The organism is Gaiella sp., assembly GCF_035710885.1.
Lineage (GTDB): Bacteria > Actinomycetota > Thermoleophilia > Gaiellales > Gaiellaceae > Gaiella.
This window is the reverse complement of record NZ_DASTCS010000038.1, coordinates 15,662-32,851: the sequence shown is the minus strand read 5'-3', so window position 1 is coordinate 32,851 and position 17,190 is coordinate 15,662. Positions and strand designations below refer to the sequence as shown.

16 protein-coding genes are annotated in these 17,190 nt (G+C 69.3%); 5 read left to right on the top strand and 11 right to left on the bottom strand.

Features of this window, described 5'->3' with window-relative positions; genetic code table 11:
• The first annotated feature begins 88 nt into the window (after nucleotides 1-88).
• From VFO26_RS08510 to VFO26_RS08500, 3 genes are all read left to right on the top strand, one after another.
• A complete protein-coding gene (locus tag VFO26_RS08510; protein WP_325114517.1) occupies nucleotides 89-1,399 on the top strand; it encodes an ABC transporter substrate-binding protein in 1,311 nt (436 codons plus the stop codon).
• Between the two features lie 154 nt (nucleotides 1,400-1,553).
• The gene (locus VFO26_RS08505) at nucleotides 1,554-2,393 is read left to right on the top strand and encodes a sugar ABC transporter permease (protein WP_349259065.1); all 840 of its coding nucleotides are present in this window, start codon (nucleotides 1,554-1,556) and stop codon (nucleotides 2,391-2,393) included.
• On the top strand, nucleotides 2,390-3,310 hold the full coding sequence (locus tag VFO26_RS08500; RefSeq protein ID WP_325114515.1) for a carbohydrate ABC transporter permease: 921 nt from the start codon (nucleotides 2,390-2,392) through the stop codon (nucleotides 3,308-3,310). The genes VFO26_RS08505 and VFO26_RS08500 overlap by 4 nt, the downstream gene beginning before the upstream one ends.
• Before the next feature lie 2 nt (nucleotides 3,311-3,312).
• Here VFO26_RS08500 and VFO26_RS08495 read toward each other — a convergent pair whose 3' ends face one another.
• The 5 genes from VFO26_RS08495 to VFO26_RS08475 all read right to left on the bottom strand — a co-directional run bounded on the left by VFO26_RS08495 (nucleotide 3,313) and on the right by VFO26_RS08475 (nucleotide 9,227).
• Nucleotides 3,313-4,506 carry a sn-glycerol-3-phosphate ABC transporter ATP-binding protein UgpC gene (locus VFO26_RS08495; RefSeq protein ID WP_325114513.1) on the bottom strand — a complete coding sequence of 398 codons (1,194 nt, stop codon included), beginning with the start codon at nucleotides 4,504-4,506 and terminating at the stop codon, nucleotides 3,313-3,315.
• Between the two features lie 83 nt (nucleotides 4,507-4,589).
• Complete coding sequence (locus tag VFO26_RS08490) at nucleotides 4,590-4,988, bottom strand: RNA-binding S4 domain-containing protein (RefSeq protein ID WP_349259063.1); 399 nt, start codon at nucleotides 4,986-4,988, stop codon at nucleotides 4,590-4,592.
• A 228-nt stretch (nucleotides 4,989-5,216) separates the two neighbouring features.
• Nucleotides 5,217-8,219 carry an FtsX-like permease family protein gene (locus VFO26_RS08485; RefSeq protein WP_325114512.1) on the bottom strand — a complete coding sequence of 1,001 codons (3,003 nt, stop codon included), beginning with the start codon at nucleotides 8,217-8,219 and terminating at the stop codon, nucleotides 5,217-5,219.
• Nucleotides 8,216-8,530, bottom strand: coding sequence for a hypothetical protein (locus VFO26_RS08480; RefSeq protein WP_325114511.1), 315 nt, complete (start codon nucleotides 8,528-8,530; stop codon nucleotides 8,216-8,218). Before VFO26_RS08480 ends, VFO26_RS08485 begins: the two co-directional genes overlap by 4 nt.
• A complete protein-coding gene (locus VFO26_RS08475; protein WP_325114510.1) occupies nucleotides 8,505-9,227 on the bottom strand; it encodes an ABC transporter ATP-binding protein in 723 nt (240 codons plus the stop codon). Before VFO26_RS08475 ends, VFO26_RS08480 begins: the two co-directional genes overlap by 26 nt.
• A 106-nt stretch (nucleotides 9,228-9,333) precedes the next feature.
• Between VFO26_RS08475 and VFO26_RS08470 the strand changes: the two genes are divergently transcribed.
• Nucleotides 9,334-9,684 carry a YciI family protein gene (locus tag VFO26_RS08470; protein WP_325114509.1) on the top strand — a complete coding sequence of 117 codons (351 nt, stop codon included), beginning with the start codon at nucleotides 9,334-9,336 and terminating at the stop codon, nucleotides 9,682-9,684.
• Nucleotides 9,685-9,729: 45 nt separating this feature from the next.
• On the opposite strand, the gene VFO26_RS08465 is transcribed toward VFO26_RS08470, so the two are convergent.
• Nucleotides 9,730-11,016, bottom strand: a complete 1,287-nt coding sequence (locus VFO26_RS08465; RefSeq protein WP_325114508.1) for a citrate synthase — start codon at nucleotides 11,014-11,016, stop codon at nucleotides 9,730-9,732.
• 243 nt (nucleotides 11,017-11,259) lie between these two features.
• Here VFO26_RS08465 and VFO26_RS08460 point away from each other — a divergent pair, with 243 nt between their 5' ends.
• Nucleotides 11,260-12,108 carry a sulfotransferase gene (locus VFO26_RS08460; RefSeq protein WP_325114507.1) on the top strand — a complete coding sequence of 283 codons (849 nt, stop codon included), beginning with the start codon at nucleotides 11,260-11,262 and terminating at the stop codon, nucleotides 12,106-12,108.
• 54 nt (nucleotides 12,109-12,162) lie between these two features.
• On the opposite strand, the gene mgrA is transcribed toward VFO26_RS08460, so the two are convergent.
• The 5 genes from mgrA to VFO26_RS08435 form a co-directional block, all read right to left on the bottom strand.
• Nucleotides 12,163-13,194, bottom strand: coding sequence for an L-glyceraldehyde 3-phosphate reductase (gene mgrA, locus VFO26_RS08455; protein WP_325114506.1), 1,032 nt, complete (start codon nucleotides 13,192-13,194; stop codon nucleotides 12,163-12,165).
• The gene (locus tag VFO26_RS08450) at nucleotides 13,191-15,170 is read right to left on the bottom strand and encodes an acetoacetate--CoA ligase (protein ID WP_325114505.1); all 1,980 of its coding nucleotides are present in this window, start codon (nucleotides 15,168-15,170) and stop codon (nucleotides 13,191-13,193) included. The genes mgrA and VFO26_RS08450 overlap by 4 nt, the downstream gene beginning before the upstream one ends.
• 32 nt (nucleotides 15,171-15,202) lie before the next feature.
• On the bottom strand, nucleotides 15,203-15,424 hold the full coding sequence (infA, locus tag VFO26_RS08445) for a translation initiation factor IF-1 (protein ID WP_325114504.1): 222 nt from the start codon (nucleotides 15,422-15,424) through the stop codon (nucleotides 15,203-15,205).
• 57 nt (nucleotides 15,425-15,481) lie between these two features.
• Nucleotides 15,482-15,688, bottom strand: a complete 207-nt coding sequence (locus VFO26_RS08440; protein WP_325114503.1) for a cold-shock protein — start codon at nucleotides 15,686-15,688, stop codon at nucleotides 15,482-15,484.
• 260 nt (nucleotides 15,689-15,948) lie between these two features.
• Nucleotides 15,949-17,025 carry a sigma-70 family RNA polymerase sigma factor gene (locus VFO26_RS08435; RefSeq protein ID WP_325114502.1) on the bottom strand — a complete coding sequence of 359 codons (1,077 nt, stop codon included), beginning with the start codon at nucleotides 17,023-17,025 and terminating at the stop codon, nucleotides 15,949-15,951.
• Nucleotides 17,026-17,190: the final 165 nt, after the last annotated feature.

The window sequence follows — 17,190 nt, the reverse complement described above, 5'->3', positions numbered from 1 at the left end:
TCTATGTCTTTGCAGGACAACGTGCCGTCCCGTCGAGAGAAAGGACGTGGGAGAGGTGAAGCAATTCTCAATGCGCTTCGTAGGAAGCGTGGCAGGGGCGTTGGCCCTCGTCGCGTCGCTCGCCGTAGCTGCGGTGGGGACCGCAAGCACGGAGACCGCGGCCGCGCCGGCCGTCAAGCCGCCGAACGTCCCCAACGCGAAAGCCCTCAAGGCCAAGTACGGGGGATCGTCGCTGACCTTCCTCGGTGACGGCCCGGTGGGCAAGAGCCACACCCGCGACAAGCTGCTCGTGGCGAAGTTCTCGGCGGACACGGGCATCAAGGTCAAGCTCGTACCGCACCCAGCCGACTCGTCGGCGTCGTACTCGCAGCTCGCCCGGACCTTCTCGGGCAAGTCGTCGGCTTTCGACGTGGTGATGCTCGACGTGGTCTGGCCCGGTGCGTTCGCCCAGTACCTCGTCAACCTCAAGCCCGCACTGGCCAGAGAGGCCAGGGCGCACTCCCAGGGGATCATCAGGAACAACACGATCGGCGGGAAGCTGGTCGCGATGCCCTGGTTCGGCGACTTCGGGATCCTCTACTACCGCACCGATCTCCTGAGGAAGTACGGGTACTCCTCGCCGCCGAAGACCTGGGCCCAGCTGGGCACCATGGCGAAGAAGATCCAGGACGGCGAGCAGGCCTCGAACCCGAACTTCTACGGGTTCGTGTACCAGGGGAACGCGTACGAGGGCCTGACCTGCGACGCGCTGGAATGGCTCGCGTCGAGCGGTGGCGGGCGCTTCGTCGACAACGGCAAGGCGTCGATCAACAACCCGAGAGCGATCGCGATGATGAACCTCCAGCGCAGCTGGGTCGGGACGATCACGCCCCGCGGGGTGACGACGTACCAGGAAGGTGAGGCCGACTCGGCGTTCGGCGCCGGCAACGCCGCATTCATGCGGAATTGGCCGTACGCCTACGCGAAGAGCCAGACCGGGCCCGTCAAGGGCAAGTTCGACGTCACCGTCCTCCCTCGCACGGGGAGCAACCCGTCGGTGGGGACCGTCGGCGGCTGGCAGCTCGGCGTCTCGACGTTCTCGAAGAACAGGGAGGCGGCGATCGAGCTCGTCCGCTACCTGACGAGCGCCCCGGTCGAGAAGTTCAACGCCATCTACAACAGCAACGTCCCGACGATCCCGGCCGTCGCCCGTGACGCGGCGGTGCGGAAGGTGAACCCCTGGCTCAAGCCGGAGATCGCGAACGTGACGCGTGTGACGCGCCCGACGATCCTGGGCACGAGGTACGCGCAGGGCTCGCAGATCATCTACCAGGGCCTGAACCAGATCTTGAACGGTCAGGACGCGAAGAACGTCCTGCCCGGGATCGAGCAGCGGCTGAACCGGCTGTTGCCGAGATAGAGAGGCACGCTGCGGCGGGGCGGGGGCGTTGCGCCCCCGCCCCGCCGTTCGCCAGGCGATGAGCGCGATTCAGTCCACGACCGAGCGGCGCCCAAGGCCGCCGAAGCGGCGGTCGACCCGTCTCCAGCGGAGGCAGACGCGCCTCGCCTGGCTGATGCTGTCGCCCGCCCTGGTGCTCGTCGCCCTGGTTGCGCTCTACCCGCTCGGTCAGACGATCTACGACAGCTTCACGAACCGTCAGTTCCTCGAAGGGATCGAGCCGACCGAGTTCGTCGGGCTGCAGAACTACCGCGACCTGCTCGACGACACGATCTTCCGGGACTCCGTCTTCGTCACGGTGAAGTTCACGGCGATCACGGTGGCCTTCGAGCTCGTCCTGGGCCTGATCATCGCGCTGGCCGTCAACTCGGGCTTCAAGGGACGGGGCGTAATGCGGGCGATGATGCTCGTGCCCTGGGCGATCCCCACCGTGGTCGCTGCGCAGATGTGGAAGTGGATGTACGACGACGTCTTCGGCGTCATCAACGACGGGCTCCTCCGACTGCACCTGGTGGACGAGCCGGTCGCGTGGATCTCCCAGAGCAGCACGGCCCTCGCCTCGGTCGCCGCCGTCGACATCTGGAAGACCACACCCTTCGTGGCGCTGCTCCTCCTTGCCGGCCTCCAGGTGATCCCGAACGAGCTCTACGAGGCGGCGGACGTCGACGGCACGAGCAAATGGCGGCAGTTCTGGAAGATCACCCTGCCCCTGCTGATGCCCGCGATCCTCGTCACGCTCATCTTCCGGACGCTCGACGCGCTCCGGGTCTTCGACGTCTTCTACGTGTTCTTCGGCTCGCGCCTCGACACGCAGACGATGGCGATCTACACGCAGAACACGATCGTCGCGACGGGGGACGTGGGCTACGGAGCCGCGGTGAGCGTCGCCATCTTCCTGATCATCGGGATGTTCGTGGTCATCTACACGACGTTCGTGCGGGTGCAGGAGCAATGACGTCGGTCGCCGAGCGCATGACGAGGACGGAGGCGCAGTCCCGCCTGCGCCGAGAGCGGGTCGCGCGCAGGCGCGCTCCTCGCTTCTCGCTTCGGCGCGTCCCCTTCTACATCCTCATCACGATCATCTTCTTCTATGCCGTGTTCCCGTTCTACTGGGCGCTGAGGTCCGCCTTCACCGCCGAGGCCGACCTGTTCACCACGCCGGTGCAGTACATCCCGCTGGATCCCACGCTGGACAACTTCCGCGCCGTGTTCGAGAGCGGCCAGTTCCAGCGCGCCCTGCTCAACTCGACGATCGTCGCCGGGGCGGTGACGCTCGTCGCCGTGGCGGTCGGGTCGATCGCCGGGTACGCGCTCGGCCGCTTCCGGTTCCGCGGCCGGTCCGCGACCCTCTACCTGATGCTGTCGATGACGATCTTCCCGCAGATCGCGATCCTGGGCGCCCTCTACACGATGATCAACCGGTTCGGCCTCTACGACAGCCTCGGCGCGCTCGTCTTCTCCTACATGGTGCTCGTGCTGCCGCTCACCGTCTGGATCCTCACGACCTTCATGCGCGGCCTGCCGAAGGATCTCGAAGAGGCCGCCTACGTGGACGGCGCATCGCCCCTGCAGACGTTCTACCGGGTGATGCTGCCCCTCGTCGCTCCCGGCCTCGTGACCGCGGGGCTGCTCGCCTTCATCTCCGCCTGGAACGAGTTCCTCTTCGCGCTCTCCTTCACGCAGACGCCCGAGCGCCAGACCGTTCCGGTCGCCATCGTCAGCTTCACGGGCGAGTCGGGAAGCGCCTTCGACCGACCGTGGGGTCAGATCATGGCCGCGACCGTGATCGTGACGATCCCGCTGATCACGCTCACCCTGATCCTGCAGAAGCGCATCCTCGCGGGCCTGACCGCGGGCGCAGTAAAGGGCTAGCCTCAGACCGCCAGGCCGGTCTCCGGGTCGAAGAAGTAGAGGCGGCTCGTGTCGACGGCCAGCTCGACCGAGCTCCCGTCGGCCGTCGGTGTCCGCGGGCTCACGCGGGCGACGAGCCTGGAGGTGCCCGCGGTCTTCCGCGCGGTCGGCTCGACCGGCTCGGGCTTGCCGTCGTCCGTGTCGAGGTCGACGGGGATGACGCCGGCGGCCTCGACGTCGAAGTAGACGAGCACGTCCGCGCCGAGCGACTCGCTCAGCGCGCAGATCGTCTTCAGCCGGCGGTCGGGCGGCGTATCGGGCGCAGCGCGGACGTCCTCGAAGTCCTCGGGACGGATGCCGAGCAGGACGGTGCGACCGACGTACTGCTCGAGCGCGGGGCGCCCACGCTGAACGGTCTCGTCGACCGCGAGGCGGTGGCCGCCGAAGCTGACCGCGAGCCCGCCGTTCGAGTTGGCGAGCTCGGCTTCGACCATGTTGATCGACGGTGAGCCGATGAAGCTCGCCACGAAATCGTTGACGGGCCTTTCGTAGAGGCCCTCCGGGGTCGCGACCTGCTGGAGCCGGCCGTCGAGCATCACCGCCACCCGGTCGCCGAGCGTCATCGCCTCGATCTGGTCGTGCGTGACGTAGATCGTCGTCACCCCGAGCCTGCGTTGCAGGTCGTGGATCTCGCCCCGCATCTGGACGCGGAGCTTCGCGTCGAGGTTCGAGAGCGGCTCGTCCATCAGGAACGCCTCCGGCTCGCGTACGAGCGCGCGGCCCATCGCCACGCGCTGCCGCTGACCGCCGGACAGCGCTCGCGGCTTGCGCTTCAGGAACTGGGCGATCTCGAGGGTCTCCGCCGCCTCCCGAACCCGCTTCGTGACCTCTGCCTTCGGGAGCTTCCGGTAGCGCAGCCCGAACGCGAGGTTGTCCTCCACCGTCATGTGGGGATAGAGCGCGTAGTTCTGGAACACCATCGCGATGTCGCGCTCCTTCGGGGAGAGGTCGTTGACCACGCGATCGCCGATCCGGATGTCCCCCTCGCTGATCTCCTCGAGCCCCGCGAGCATCCGCAGGGCCGTCGTCTTGCCGCAGCCCGACGGGCCGACGAGAACCATGAACTCCCCGTCGTCGATCTCGAGATCGAAGTCCTCGACGGCCCAGGTGCCGTCGTCGTAGATCTTGGAGACGCCCTCGTAGGCGATGCGAGCCATCCGCGATCCTCCTCGAGCGCGGAGTCTAGAGACCTCGTGCGGGGCACGCCACGGGCAGGCACTCCCGTCGCCGGAGGCGCGGTCTAGGGGGCTCGGCGCCCGCGCTGCGCCCGCCGCAGCGCGTCCAGCCTGCGCCGGTCTCGCTTCGTCGGCCGTGCCCCGAGCTCTGCGCCGAGGGGCCGGGCGAGCCTCCGCTCCACTGCGCGTTGCTCGCGTCGCGCGATCGACTCGGGGGTCTCCTCGTACAGCGTTGCTGCGATCGCCGCCGGTCCGCGCTTCTCCGCGACCGCGCGCACGACCACGGCGCGGCGGGTGTCCCCCACGGTCACCTCGAGGCTGTCGCCTGGGCGAACGTCCTTCGACGGCTTCACCCGTGCCCCGTTCACGTGCACGCGACCTCCGACCACCGCCTCCGTCGCGGCGCCTCGGGTCTTGAAGAAGCGCGCCGCCCACAACCACCGGTCGATCCTCACCTGATCCAATGCGCGACCATGATCGCATCCGGCGGATCGGGATCCGAGCTCGACGACGTCGTGGTCACCACGGGCGACCTCCAGCGGGACAGGTTCGATCCCAGTCGCGACAGAGCTGCCAGATTGCTTGCATATGCAAGCAAACCGCATGGAGCTCGGGATCTACAGAAGATCCCCCTCCAGCACGGGATCTTCAGCGCGGGGCGCCGCGCCGGTAGCAGCCGGGGGCTAGACCCCCTACTCGTAACGGAGCGCCTCGGCCGGTGCGATCCGGGAGGCCCGGAGCGCCGGGGCGAGAGTCGCGAGCAGCGCGACCGCGTAGACCACGCCGAAGACGAGCGCGAGGTCGACCCAGGGCACCACGAACGCGACGTTCTCCCAGCTCGGCGTCTCGCGCTGGTCGAGGACGATGTTCCAGCCGAGGAGCAGCCCGAGCGCGGTACCGACGACGATCGCCGTGAGGGCGACGAACGACGATTCGAGCAGGAACACCGCCTGGATCATCGTGCGCCGGAACCCGATCGCCCGCATCACGCCGATCTGCTGGCGCCGCTCGACCACCGCGCGGGCGCTGATCACGCCGAGCGCCGCCACTCCGACGACGAGCCCCAGCGCCATGAAGCCCTGGATCAGGCGGTTGAACGTCCTGCTGCCGGCCGTGTAGTCCGCGACGACCTGGCGGATCGACTCGGCCTCGAGCCCGTTCGAGAGGAACGCGGACTCGAGCCGTGTGGCGGCCTGGTCGGCGTCGATGCCGGGCGCGAGCGAGAAATAGTGGATCGTCGGCTCGGCGCGGCCGGGGAACGCCGCGGCGAGGGTCGCCTGTGAGGTCGAGATGCCGGCCATCTCGAACGGCGCCGAGTCGGACAGAACGCCGATCACCGTCAGCCGCGTCCGCTTCCCGGTCTGCGAGTCCACGACCTCGAGCGGGATCGGGTCGAACGGCTCGTCGACATCCGAGTACATGCCGGTCACCTCGAAGTCGGAGGGCAGCACCGTGAAGCCGAACTCGTCGCGGTGCGGCACGACAAGGCTGTCGACGACGGCGAGGCCGGGCTCGCGGTCGAGCGCGGCCCACACCTCGCGCGAGCTCGTGTAGCCGTGAGCCATCACCCCGAGCTCGAAGGTCGTGTGCTGCAGGAACGACGAGTCGAGCCCACGCACGTGGTACTGCTCGAGCGGCCGCCCTGTCCCGAGCTGGCGCGCGTCGACGGCGAGCACGGACTGGCTTCCCACCACCGGGAAGTCGCGTGAGCGTGCTCCGAGCCGCTCGTCGAGCGCCGAGCGCAGGTCGCCGAGCGGCGCCACCGCACCGGTCCCGGCGCGCACGTCGAAGCCGCCGCCGAAGACCGCGACGTCGTCGAGCGCGGCCTGGAACGAGCCGGTCGAGGTCGAGCCCGTCACGAGCGTGAACACGACGAGCGTGAACATCGCCAGCGTCGTACCCGTCCGGAACCGGCTCCGGAGCGGATACGCCATCGACATCCGCAGGAGCGGCGCGAGCGCCTTGATCCGACCGAGGACGGCCATCACGGCGCCGAGGAGCACGTCGGCGTTGTAGACGATCACCCACACGGCTCCGATGACGACCATCAGGCCGGCGACGATCCAGGTCGAGAAGTCCATGCTGAGCGGGCCGAAGATCCACTGCGTGACGCTCCAGGGGAGCATCCAGAAGACCACGTTTGCGAGTCCGGCAACGGTGAAGGCGATCCGGTCGGGAACGCCGACCAGACGCGCGAACGGCACAAGGCCGAAGATCACGAGCGAGACGCCGAGGAAGAGCGGAGTTGCGGCGTTCCCGGCCCCGAGGGCGAGGAGCACGCCGAGCACGATGCCGAGACCGCCCAGGACGACGCGGCGGCGCTTGCGCACCACGGGCGGCTCGGGCACGTTCCGGATCGCCGCGGCGATCGTCATCACGCTCACACGCCAGGCTGAGAACGCGACCACGATCAGCGTCAGGAGCACTCCGAGCGCGAACGCGATCAAGAGGCTCTGCCACGTGAAGGCGTACTGCACCTGCAGACCCGCGTCCGCGTCCTCGGCGCCGAACGCCCGCGCCATCAGGATGACCATTCCGTACGCGACGATCGCGCCGAGGATCGCGCCGACGGCGGCGGCGATGAGGTCGTACGCCGCGCCCTCGAACGTGAACATCTGGACGAGGTGGCCGCGGCGCGTGCCGATCGCGCGCGCGATCCCGAGCTCTCCACGGCGCTCCGCCGCGAGCATCACGAAGATGAGGAAGATCAGGAGGATCCCGGCCGCGATCGAGAACGACCCGAAGGTCGTGAAGAACGCCATGAACGCGCTCCCGGCCTCGTCGGCGGCTTCGATCGCATCCTGCTTGAGCGCCTTCGCCTCGAGCTCGTGTGCCCCGAGCACGGGGCCGAGCTCCTCGAGCACCCGGTCGGAGAGCGCCACGGCCGCGTCGCCCGTGCCCTCGTTCGAGACCATCACACCGAGGATCTCGCCCGGATGCCCGTAGAGGCGCTGCGCCTCGTCGAGCGGCAGGAGGACCGCCGCATCAGCCGTGCCGGCGCCCTCGAAGTCGACGACCGCACGGACGGTCGCACGGAACGGCTTGCCGGATGGGTAGACGACGACGTCGTCGCCCGCACGCGCTCCGAGCTCGTCGGCGGCGTCGGCGTTGAGGTAGACATCGCCGGGCTCCAGCGCGGCGAGCGAGAGCGTTTCGCCGTCCGGGCCCGTGATCGGGGCGAACCCCTCGAGCCGTGTGGGCTCGGCGGCGAAGAGCGTGACGCTGGGCTCCGTCTGGCGGGTCCGCGGCGCCTGGATCGCGACGTTGTCGACGACCGTGCCGAGGACGCCGTCGGTCAGGTCGGGCCCCACGGCCGATTCGACCTCGCCGACGACGCTCTCGGGGAGCCAGCCGATTCCGCTCGCCATCCCGAGCTCCCCGGGGATGTCGTCCACCGCGCCCCTCGCGGACACGATCTCGTCGCTCTCGCCGAGCGCGGTGACCGCCGTCGTGCGGATGGTGTGGCTCATCGTGTCGCCGGTGACGAGCGCCGCGGCGACGATCGTGGTGCCGAGCATCAGCCCGAGCACGATCAGGCCCGTGCGCCCGCGCCGGCGGCCGACGTTGCGGACCCCGAGCCGCACGAGGACGGGGTTTCGAAGCACGAGCACGCCAAGGATCCCGAACGCGACGCCCAGGGCGACCCCGAGGATCGCGAGGAGGGTGTCGAGCGGGATCCCGAAGAGCTCGTTCACGACCCGATCGCGATTCCCGGCAGCTCTGCCACCGCGACGCGATAGTGCTCGCGACCGGGCGGCGCGCGGTAGATCGTCACGAACTCCTCGATCGCGCCGGCTGCGAAACCGGCGGTCGCCTCGACCGCCTCCTCGCTGTCCCAGAAGCTGACGATCATTCCCTTGCCCTCGGGCGTGACCATCACGACGACGCCTTCGAAGCCGGGCAGCTCGCGCACGCGGGGCAGGACCTGCGTCTCGAACTGCTCGACGGCATCGTCGAGGTCGACGCGGAGGGTGTCGATCTCAAGCAGCGTGACTCGCGAGTACATGTGGCACCTCCAGTCGTTGCTCCTCGACGACGGTGCCGTCGAGCATGCGGACGATCCGGTCGGTCTGGCGGCCGACCGCGATGTCGTGGGTGACGATCAGGAAGCTGAGGCCACGCGAGAGATTCAGCTCGCGCATCAGCTCGACGATGTCCTGGGCATTCTCGGAGTCGAGATCACCCGTGGGCTCGTCGGCCCAGACGATTGCGGGGTCGTTGACGAGCGAGCGCGCGATCGTGACGCGCTGGCGCTCACCGCCCGACAGCTCGTCGGGCACGTGTGAGGCGCGGTCGGCGAGCCCCACGAGGTCGAGCGCCTCGAGGGCACGCCGCCTCGCGGCTCCGGCGCTCTCGCGGGCAATGAGAAGCGGAAGCTCCACGTTCTCGACGGCCGACAGCACCGGCATCAGGTTGTAGAACTGGAAGACGAACCCCATGTGTCGCGCCCGGTAGTCGGTGCGCTCTCGGTCCGACATCTCGGAGAGCGACGTCCCGTCGATCACGACCTCCCCTTCGTCGACGGCGTCGAGGCCCGAGAGGCAGTTGAGCAGGGTCGTCTTCCCGCAGCCGCTCGGCCCCATGATCGCGGCCATCTCTCCGCGTTCGAGCGTCAGCTCGACGCCGCGCAGCGCCTCGACCCGCACCGCGCCCGTGTCGTAGGTCTTCACGATCGAGCGGGCTTCGACGATCGGCGGGCTCATGGCGGCTCCCTTCCGAAGCACTCGTTTCTCCTTCCCAGGATCCAGGGCGCGCATGGCTCAGCCATCGGCGGGCCCACGGATCGCAGCGTGTGGTGAACTACCGAACGTGGATCTCGAGTCGTTCGAGCTCGTCGTCCTGCGCCGGCCGGCCGACGCGACAGAGTACGACGAGCCGACACTCGACCGCATCCAGGCCGAGCACCTGAGGTACCTCGACTCGCTGCGCGAGGCCGGCCGCGTCGTCACGAACGGCCCGGTGCTCGACCATCACGACGAGTCCGTGCGCGGCCTCACGCTCTTCCGCGTGGGCACGCTGGAGGAGGCCCGCCGGCTCGCCGAGGACGACCCGGCGGTGCGCGCGGGGAGGCTCGTGGTCGACGTGATGACGTGGTTGTGTCCCGCCGGGACGATGATCCTTCCCGGCCGCCCCCTGGAAGAAGGGCAGAGCACCGGCTGAGGCCGCGATCGTGCGGTCGGGCTCTGGCTTCGCCGGGCCCCGAGCTCAGCTGCGCTGCGCGATGGGCACGTACGGCCGCTCTGCGGCCCCCGTGTAGATCTGGCGTGGCCGCGAGATCTTCTGCTCCGGGTCGGAGAGGTGCTCCTCCCATTGCGCGATCCAGCCGGGCAGCCGGCCGAGAGCGAAGAGCACGGTGAAGTAGTCGGTGGGGTAGCCCATCGCCTGGTAGATCAGCCCCGAGTAGAAGTCGACGTTCGGATAGAGCCTCCGGGAGACGAAGTACTCGTCCTCGAGCGCGATCCGCTCGAGCTCCAGGGCGATCTCGAGCTTTGGGTTGAGCCCGGTCTGCTCGAAGACGTCGTCGGCGACGCGCTTGATCAGCTTCGCGCGCGGGTCGTAGCTCTTGTAGACGCGGTGACCGAAGCCCATCAGCCGCCCCTTGCCGGCCTTGACCTGCTCGATGAACTCCGGGACACGCTTCGTGTCGCCGATCTCGTCGAGCATCCGTAGCACGGCCTCGTTGGCACCTCCGTGCAGCGGCCCGTACAGCGCCGCGATCCCCGCCGAGACCGCCGAGAACGGGTCGACCTGGGACGAGCCCACGCTGCGCACCGCGCTCGTCGAGCAGTTCTGCTCGTGGTCGGCGTGCAGGACGAGGAGGATCTCGAGGGCTCGCTCGAGGACGGCGTTCGGCTCGTAGCGGCCGCCGATCTCGAAGGTCATGTTGACGAAGTTGCCGACGTAGTCGAGGTCGTTGCGCGGCAGGACGTACGGCAGGCCACGCGAGTGCCGGAACGCGAACGCCGCGATCGTCGGCATCTTCGCGAGCAGGCGGATCCGCTGGAGGTACCGGCTCTCCCCGTCCGCGATGTGCTTCGCATCCGGGTAGAAGGTGGAGAGCGCGCCGATCGCGCCGAGCAGCATCCCCATCGGGTGCGCGTCGTAGCGGAAGCCCTCGAGGAACTTCTGGACGTTCGTGTGCACGTACGTGTGGCGGCGCACGTCGTCCTCGAACCGGCCGAGCTGCTCGGCGGTGGGAAGCTCCCCCTCGAACAGGAGGTATGCGGTCTCGAGGAAGCTCGCCTCCTCGGCGAGCTGCTCGATCGGGTAGCCGCGGTAGCGGAGTATGCCCCGGTCGCCGTCGATGAAGGTGATCGCGCTCCGGCACGAAGCCGTGTTCAGGTACGCCGGGTCGTACGACATGAGCCCGCCGTCGCCCTCCTCGGCGCTGACCTGCCGGAGATCCGTCGCGTGGATCGTCCCGTCGGTGATCGGCAGCGTGTACTCCCGCCCGGTGCGGTTGTCGGTGATCGTGAGCGTGTTCTCGGCCAACCCCGTCCCTTTCCTCGACCTGTCCCCGGATCGTCTCAGATCGGTAGGGCCTCTGTCCCCGCCAGAGCCTCGGGGGTCTGTCCCACCAGGGGATCGACCGCGGTGACGCTGCCGTGGGGTCTGTTCCCGCAAGGGGACTGACTCACGCGCCTCGAAGCGGTTCGCTCGGGTCAGGCTCTCCGGGCCGGTCCCGGTCAACGCTGTGCGCCCCGGCGGGATCAGGCGCTGGAGTAGGTTGCGTCGATGCGCCGCCTGCCGGCCGAGGTCATCCCGCGCATCCCGGTTCCCGTCCGCCGGATCGCGCGGAACGCCATCTGGGCGGCGGGGCGGGCAACCGCGCGGTGGCGACCGCTCCCCGACTTCGTCGTGATCGGCGCGCAGAAGGCGGGGACGACGGCGCTCTACGCCTATCTACGCTGGCATCCCGGCGTCACCGGCCCGTCGTGGAAGGAGGTCAGCTTCTTCGACCGCCACTGGTGGCGGGGAGAAGCGTGGTACCGAGGGCAGTTCCCGCTCCGGTCGGGCCAGAGGCTGGTCGGCGAGGCGAGTCCCAGCTACCTGTTCCACCCGCTCGCGCCCGGGCGGGCGCGGTCGCTCGTGCCCGACGCGAAGCTCGTGGCGCTCGTGCGCGACCCGGTCGACCGCGCCTACTCCCACTACCAGCACGAGGTGGCGCTGGGACGCGAGCCGCTCTCGTTCGAGGACGCGCTCGCGGCCGAAGCGGAGCGGACGCGCGGGGAGGTCGAGCGCCTCGTCGCCGACCCCCGCGCGTTCAGCCACGCCTGGTGGGACCACACGTATGCCGCGCGCGGACGCTACGCCGACCAGCTGGAGAGCTGGCTCGAGGTCTTCCCCCGCGAGCAGCTGCTCGTGGTGCCGAGCGAGGAGCTGGGGGAGAGGCCTGCCGAGACGTACGCGGCCGTCCTCGCGTTCCTCGGGGCCGAGCCGCACTCGCTCCCGGAGTACCCGCGGGTGTTCGAGCGCGAGTACGAGCCGATGCGGCCGGAGACCCGCGCTGCGCTCGCCGCGACGTTCGCCGAGCCGAACCGCCGGCTCGAGCAGCTGCTCGGGCGAAACCTCGGCTGGAGCTGACGCGGGCGCATCCGCTGGCGTGCGACTTCGATCGGACCGGCCGGCGACGCGAGCCTACGGCCTGGCTTCGCTCGAGGCGGCCCAGATGTTGATGTCGCTGTCGGTTGCGTAGCGATCGATCTCGGCCAGCTCGTCGTCCGTGAGATCGAGCCGCTGGAGTGCCGCGACGTTCGCCTCGAGCTGCTCCACGCTGCTGGCGCCGACGAGAGTGGACGTCATCCGCGGGTCGCGAAGCGTCCATGCGAGCGCCATCGCCGCGAGCGTCTGCCCACGCCCCTCGGCGATTCTGCGGAGCGCGGCGACCTTGGCCCGGGTCTGCTCGTTCAGCTGGTCGGCCGGGAGCGACAGGTTGCGGGCGATGCGTGAGTCGTCCGGGATTCCCTGGGCGTAGCGGTCGGTCAGCAACCCCTGGGCGAGCGGCGAGAAGCCGATACAGCCCACCCCAAGCTCGCCGAGGACGTCGAGCAGCCCTTCCTCGATCCAGCGGTTCAGCAGCGAGTACGACGGCTGGTGGATGAGCAGGGGCGTGCCCATCGCGTCCAGGATGCGGGCCGCCTCGCGGGTGTGCTCCGGCGAGTACGAGGAGATCCCGACGTAGAGGGCCTTTCCCTGCCGCACGGCGGTCTCGAGCGCTCCCATCGTCTCCTCGAGCGGCGTCTCGGGGTCGAAGCGGTGGGAGTAGAAGATGTCGACGTACTCGAGCCCCATCCGCTGCAGGCTCTGGTCGAGGCTCGAAAGGAGGTACTTCCTCGAGCCCCACTCGCCGTACGGACCGGGCCACATGTCGTAGCCCGCCTTGGTGGAGATCACGAGCTCGTCACGGTACGGCGCGAGGTCGTCGGAGAGCAGCCGTCCGAAGGTCTCCTCGGCGGACCCGTAGGGCGGGCCGTAGTTGTTGGCGAGGTCGAAGTGGGTGATCCCGAGGTCGAACGCCCGCCCCACGATCGCGCGGCTCGTCTCGAGCGGCCGGTCGGCGCCGAAGTTGTTCCACAGGCCGAGCGAGATCGCAGGCAGCAGGAGCCCGCTGCTCCCCGTCCGCCGATAGGGCATGCGCTCGTAGCGGTCTTCGTCGGCGACGTAGGTCATCCATTCCTCCATTCGGGCGAGGCGGCGAGTTCTTCGAAGGGTCGCAGTGCGTCGGGGTCGGCGAGCGAGTCGCGGCTGAGCGCGCGGTCGGCGCGCTCGCCGGAGAGGATCCGCTTCACGGGCACCTCGAGCACCTTTCCGGAGAGCGTCCGCGGCACGGCCGGCACGGCCCGCACCTCGTCGGGGACGTGACGGGGCGAGCAGTCCTCGCGGATCCGGGCGCGGATCCGGCCGACGAGCTCGTCGTCGAGAGCGAGCCCGTCGCGGAGGACCACGAACAGCGGCATGAAGCCTGGTGTCCCCTCGCGCGGAAGATCGACGACCAGCGCGTCGACGACCTCGTCGAGCGACAGCACCGCGCGATAGATCTCCGCGGTCCCCATCCGGATCCCGCCGCGGTTGATCGTCGCGTCGGAGCGTCCCGTGATGATCGCGGTGCCGCGCTCGGTGATCTCGATCCAGTCGCCGTGGCGCCAGACCCCGGGGAAGGTGTCGAAGTAGCTGGCCCGGTAGCGCGTGCCGTCCTCGTCCCCCCACAGTCGGATCGGCATCGAGGGCATCGGCTCGGTGATCACGAGCTCGCCCACTTCTCCGACGACAGGCGTGCCGTCCGACCTCCACGCCTCGACCTTCGCGCCCAGCGCACGCGCCTGCAACTCGCCGCGGTGGACCGGAAGGGTCGGGACGCCGCCCACGAACGCAGTGCAGACGTCCGTCCCGCCGGAGGTCGAGAAGAGCCACACGTCCCGGCCCAGCCGGTCGTAGACCCAGTCGAAGCCCTCGGGCGAGAGCGGCGACCCGGTGGATCCCACCGCCCCCAGGCGCGAGAGATCTCTCCCCTCGCGGGGGTCGATCCCATCCTTCATGCAGGCCGCGATGTAGCTCGCCGACGTGCCGAAGCAGGTGATCCCCGCCTGCTCGGCAAGGTCCCACAGGGCGCCGAGACCGGGATAGCCGGGGTTCCCGTCGTACAGCACGATCGACGCGTCGGTGAGAAGGCCGCCGTTCAAGAAGTTCCACATCATCCAGCCCGTCGTCGTGAACCAGAACAGCCGATCGTCGCGCTGTAGGTCGACGTGGAGGTGGAGCAGCTTGGAGAGCTCGAGGAGGACGCCGCCGTGGCCGTGCACGATCGCCTTGGGCAGCCCGGTCGTGCCGGAGCTGTAGAGCACCCAGAGCGGGTGGTCGAACGGGACCTGGGCGAACGAGAGCGGATCCCCGTCGCCCTCGCTGAAAAAGTCCTCCCAACGGCTCGCGCCACGGAGCCGCCCCAGCTCGGGCTCGGGGTCGAGGTAGCCCAGGACGACGGTGCGCTCCAGCGTGGGCATTGCGTCCTGGAGCGAGCGCACGACGTCGAGCCGGTCGTGGTCGCGGCCTCCGTAGCGGTAGCCGTCCACGGTCAGGAGCACGCGCGGCTCGATCTGCGCGAAGCGATCGACCACGCTCCGCACTCCGAAGTCGGGCGAGCAGCTCGACCAGGTCGCTCCCAGGCTGGCGCACGCATGGAAGGCCGCCACGGCCTCGACCACGTTGGGCATGTAGGCGACGACTCGGTCCCCGTGCACGATCCCTGCCGCACGGAGCGCCGCTGCAACACGGCGGGTCGCCTCGTGGAGCTCGCCCCAGCTCGTCTGGGCGAGGGGCCGGAGCTCGGACGCGTGGAGAACCGCAACCGTCGTCGGGTCCCGCTCGCGGAAGACGTGCTCCGCGTAGTTGAGTTTCGCTCCCGGGAACCATTCCGCCCCCGGCATGGCGCGCGACCCGAGGACTCGCTCGTACGGCGCGGAGGCCCGCACGTCGAAGCGCTGCCAGATCGACTCCCAGAATTCCTCGAGCTCCGTCACGGACCATCGCCAGAGGTCGTGATAACCGCTCGTCTCGACCCGGTGGGCGTCGGCCAGCCACCGCGTGTACGTCGTCAGCGCGGCACGCTCGATCCGCTCCGCGGAGGGCGTCCAGAGGACCGGGGGAGTCACGCGGAGAGCGTACGCGCGCCGCGGCGGGCGAGTCAGCGCTGGCGGTAGGTGATTCTGCCGCGCGTGAGGTCGTACGGTGAGAGCTCGACGGTGACGCGATCGCCCGGGTTGATGCGGATCCGGTAGCGCCTCATCTTCCCGGACACGTACCCGAGCGTCTCGTGGTCGTTGTCGAGCGCGATGCGGTACATGCCGCCGCGGAAGGCCTCCACGACCTCGCCCTGCATCTCGACTTTGTCTTCGTTGTCCGCCACGCGTCTCCCGAGATGGAACGGGCGCGCCCCGTGGAGGGCGCGCCCGTGCCCAGCGCATCAGCCGGCGAGAACGACGTTCGTCGCCTGCGGGCCCTTCTGGCCCTGCTCGGCCACGAACTCGACCTTCGCGCCCTCGGGAAGGGACTTGAAGCCCTCGCCCGTGATGCCGCTGAAATGGACGAAGAGGTCCTTGCCGCCGTCGTCAGGGGTGATGAACCCGTATCCCTTGGCGTCGTCGAACCACTTCACGGTTCCGGTTGCCATTTATGAAACACCTCCTTGCCTTTGACTCACGAACGGGCAGGAAGGTGCAGGAAAAGCCCGACCGGACCACGCTCTGATTGAACGCTCGGCACCGTAGCACCGATTCTCTCCGCAAGACGGGATTCCGCAGAAGCGGAATCCCGTCGCAGGGATCCCCGCCTGCGGCGGGGAACACCCCTGAAGGCGCCCGCCGGCGCGGTCGCAAACTGCCTCATAGCCTCGGTGCGCGCTGTTGCGCGGGCTCGCGACCTGGGCCGTGCTCAGGCCGACTCGGCCAGGTCCCGGCGGCTCCTCAGCGGCCGCGCGTCGTGGTCGAGCGCGTGCTGGAGCCGGGTCAGTGCCGACTTCTCGAGCTGGCGCACCCGCTCGCGGGTCAGCTCGAGCACCCGACCGATCTCCTCGAGCGTCAGGCTCTCCTGGCCGTCGAAGCCGAAGCGCAGCTCGAGCACCCGCCGCTCGCGCTCGGGCAGGCCCGAGAGCGCCGAGCGCACGCGCTCGCGCTGGAACGACTCGTCGGCCTCCTCGACCGGATCGGCAGCGGTGCGGTCGGCGAACAGATCGCCGAGCTCGCCGTCGCCGTCCGAGCCCACGGCCTGGTTCAGCGACACCGAGGCCTCGACGGCGTCGAGCGCCTCCTGCACGTGGTGCAGCTTGAGCCCTGTCGCCTTCGCGAGCTCCTCCGTCGTGGGCTGCCGACCGAGGCTCACCTCGAGGCGCTGGCGCGCGCGGTTGAGCTTCTGCTGGCGCTCCTGCACGTGCACCGGGACGCGGATCGTCGCCGACTGGTTCGCGACCGAGCGCTGGCAGGCCTGGCGGATCCACCACGTCGCGTAGGTCGAGAACTTGAACCCCTTGCGGTAGTCGAACTTCTCGACCGCCCGGTTGAGGCCGATGACGCCGTCCTGGATCAGGTCCAGGAACGGCACGCCGTGGCCGCGGTAGCGCTTCGCGATCGACACGACGAGCCGCAGGTTCGAGTTGATCATCCGCTCCTTCGCGGCCAGGTCGCCGCGCTCGACGCGCTTCGCCAGCGCGATCTCGTCGGCGGCGGTGAGCAGCTGGTACCGGCCGATCTCCGAGAGGAACATGCCGAGCGAGTCCGTCGTCACGGGGCCGCTGCCGGGCGAAAGGTCGAGCTCGAAGTCCTCTTCCTCCTCGGCCGCGGGCAGCTGGACGCCACGCTCGGTCAGAAGCGTCTTGAAGGCGGTGAGAGCCTCCTCGTCGAGCTCGTGCTCGAGCACGAGCGCATCGAGCTCGGCGGTCTCGACCTTTCCGCGCTCCTCGGCCTCGGCCGCGAACGCGTCCAGTGCGGGAATCTCGATGATGCTGGTCTCCAAGTGGATCCTCTTTCGTTTTCGTGCGCACGGCACAGACAGGCCGTGCGATGTGGGTGTGTCGTAGGTAGGACGCCGCCGCAGCAGTGCTCCGCCTGTGCGGCGCGCGTGACTTCTGAGAGTGTGAACGGTCGAGCGCCCCCTGTCATTCCCCACGGGCCATTCCGT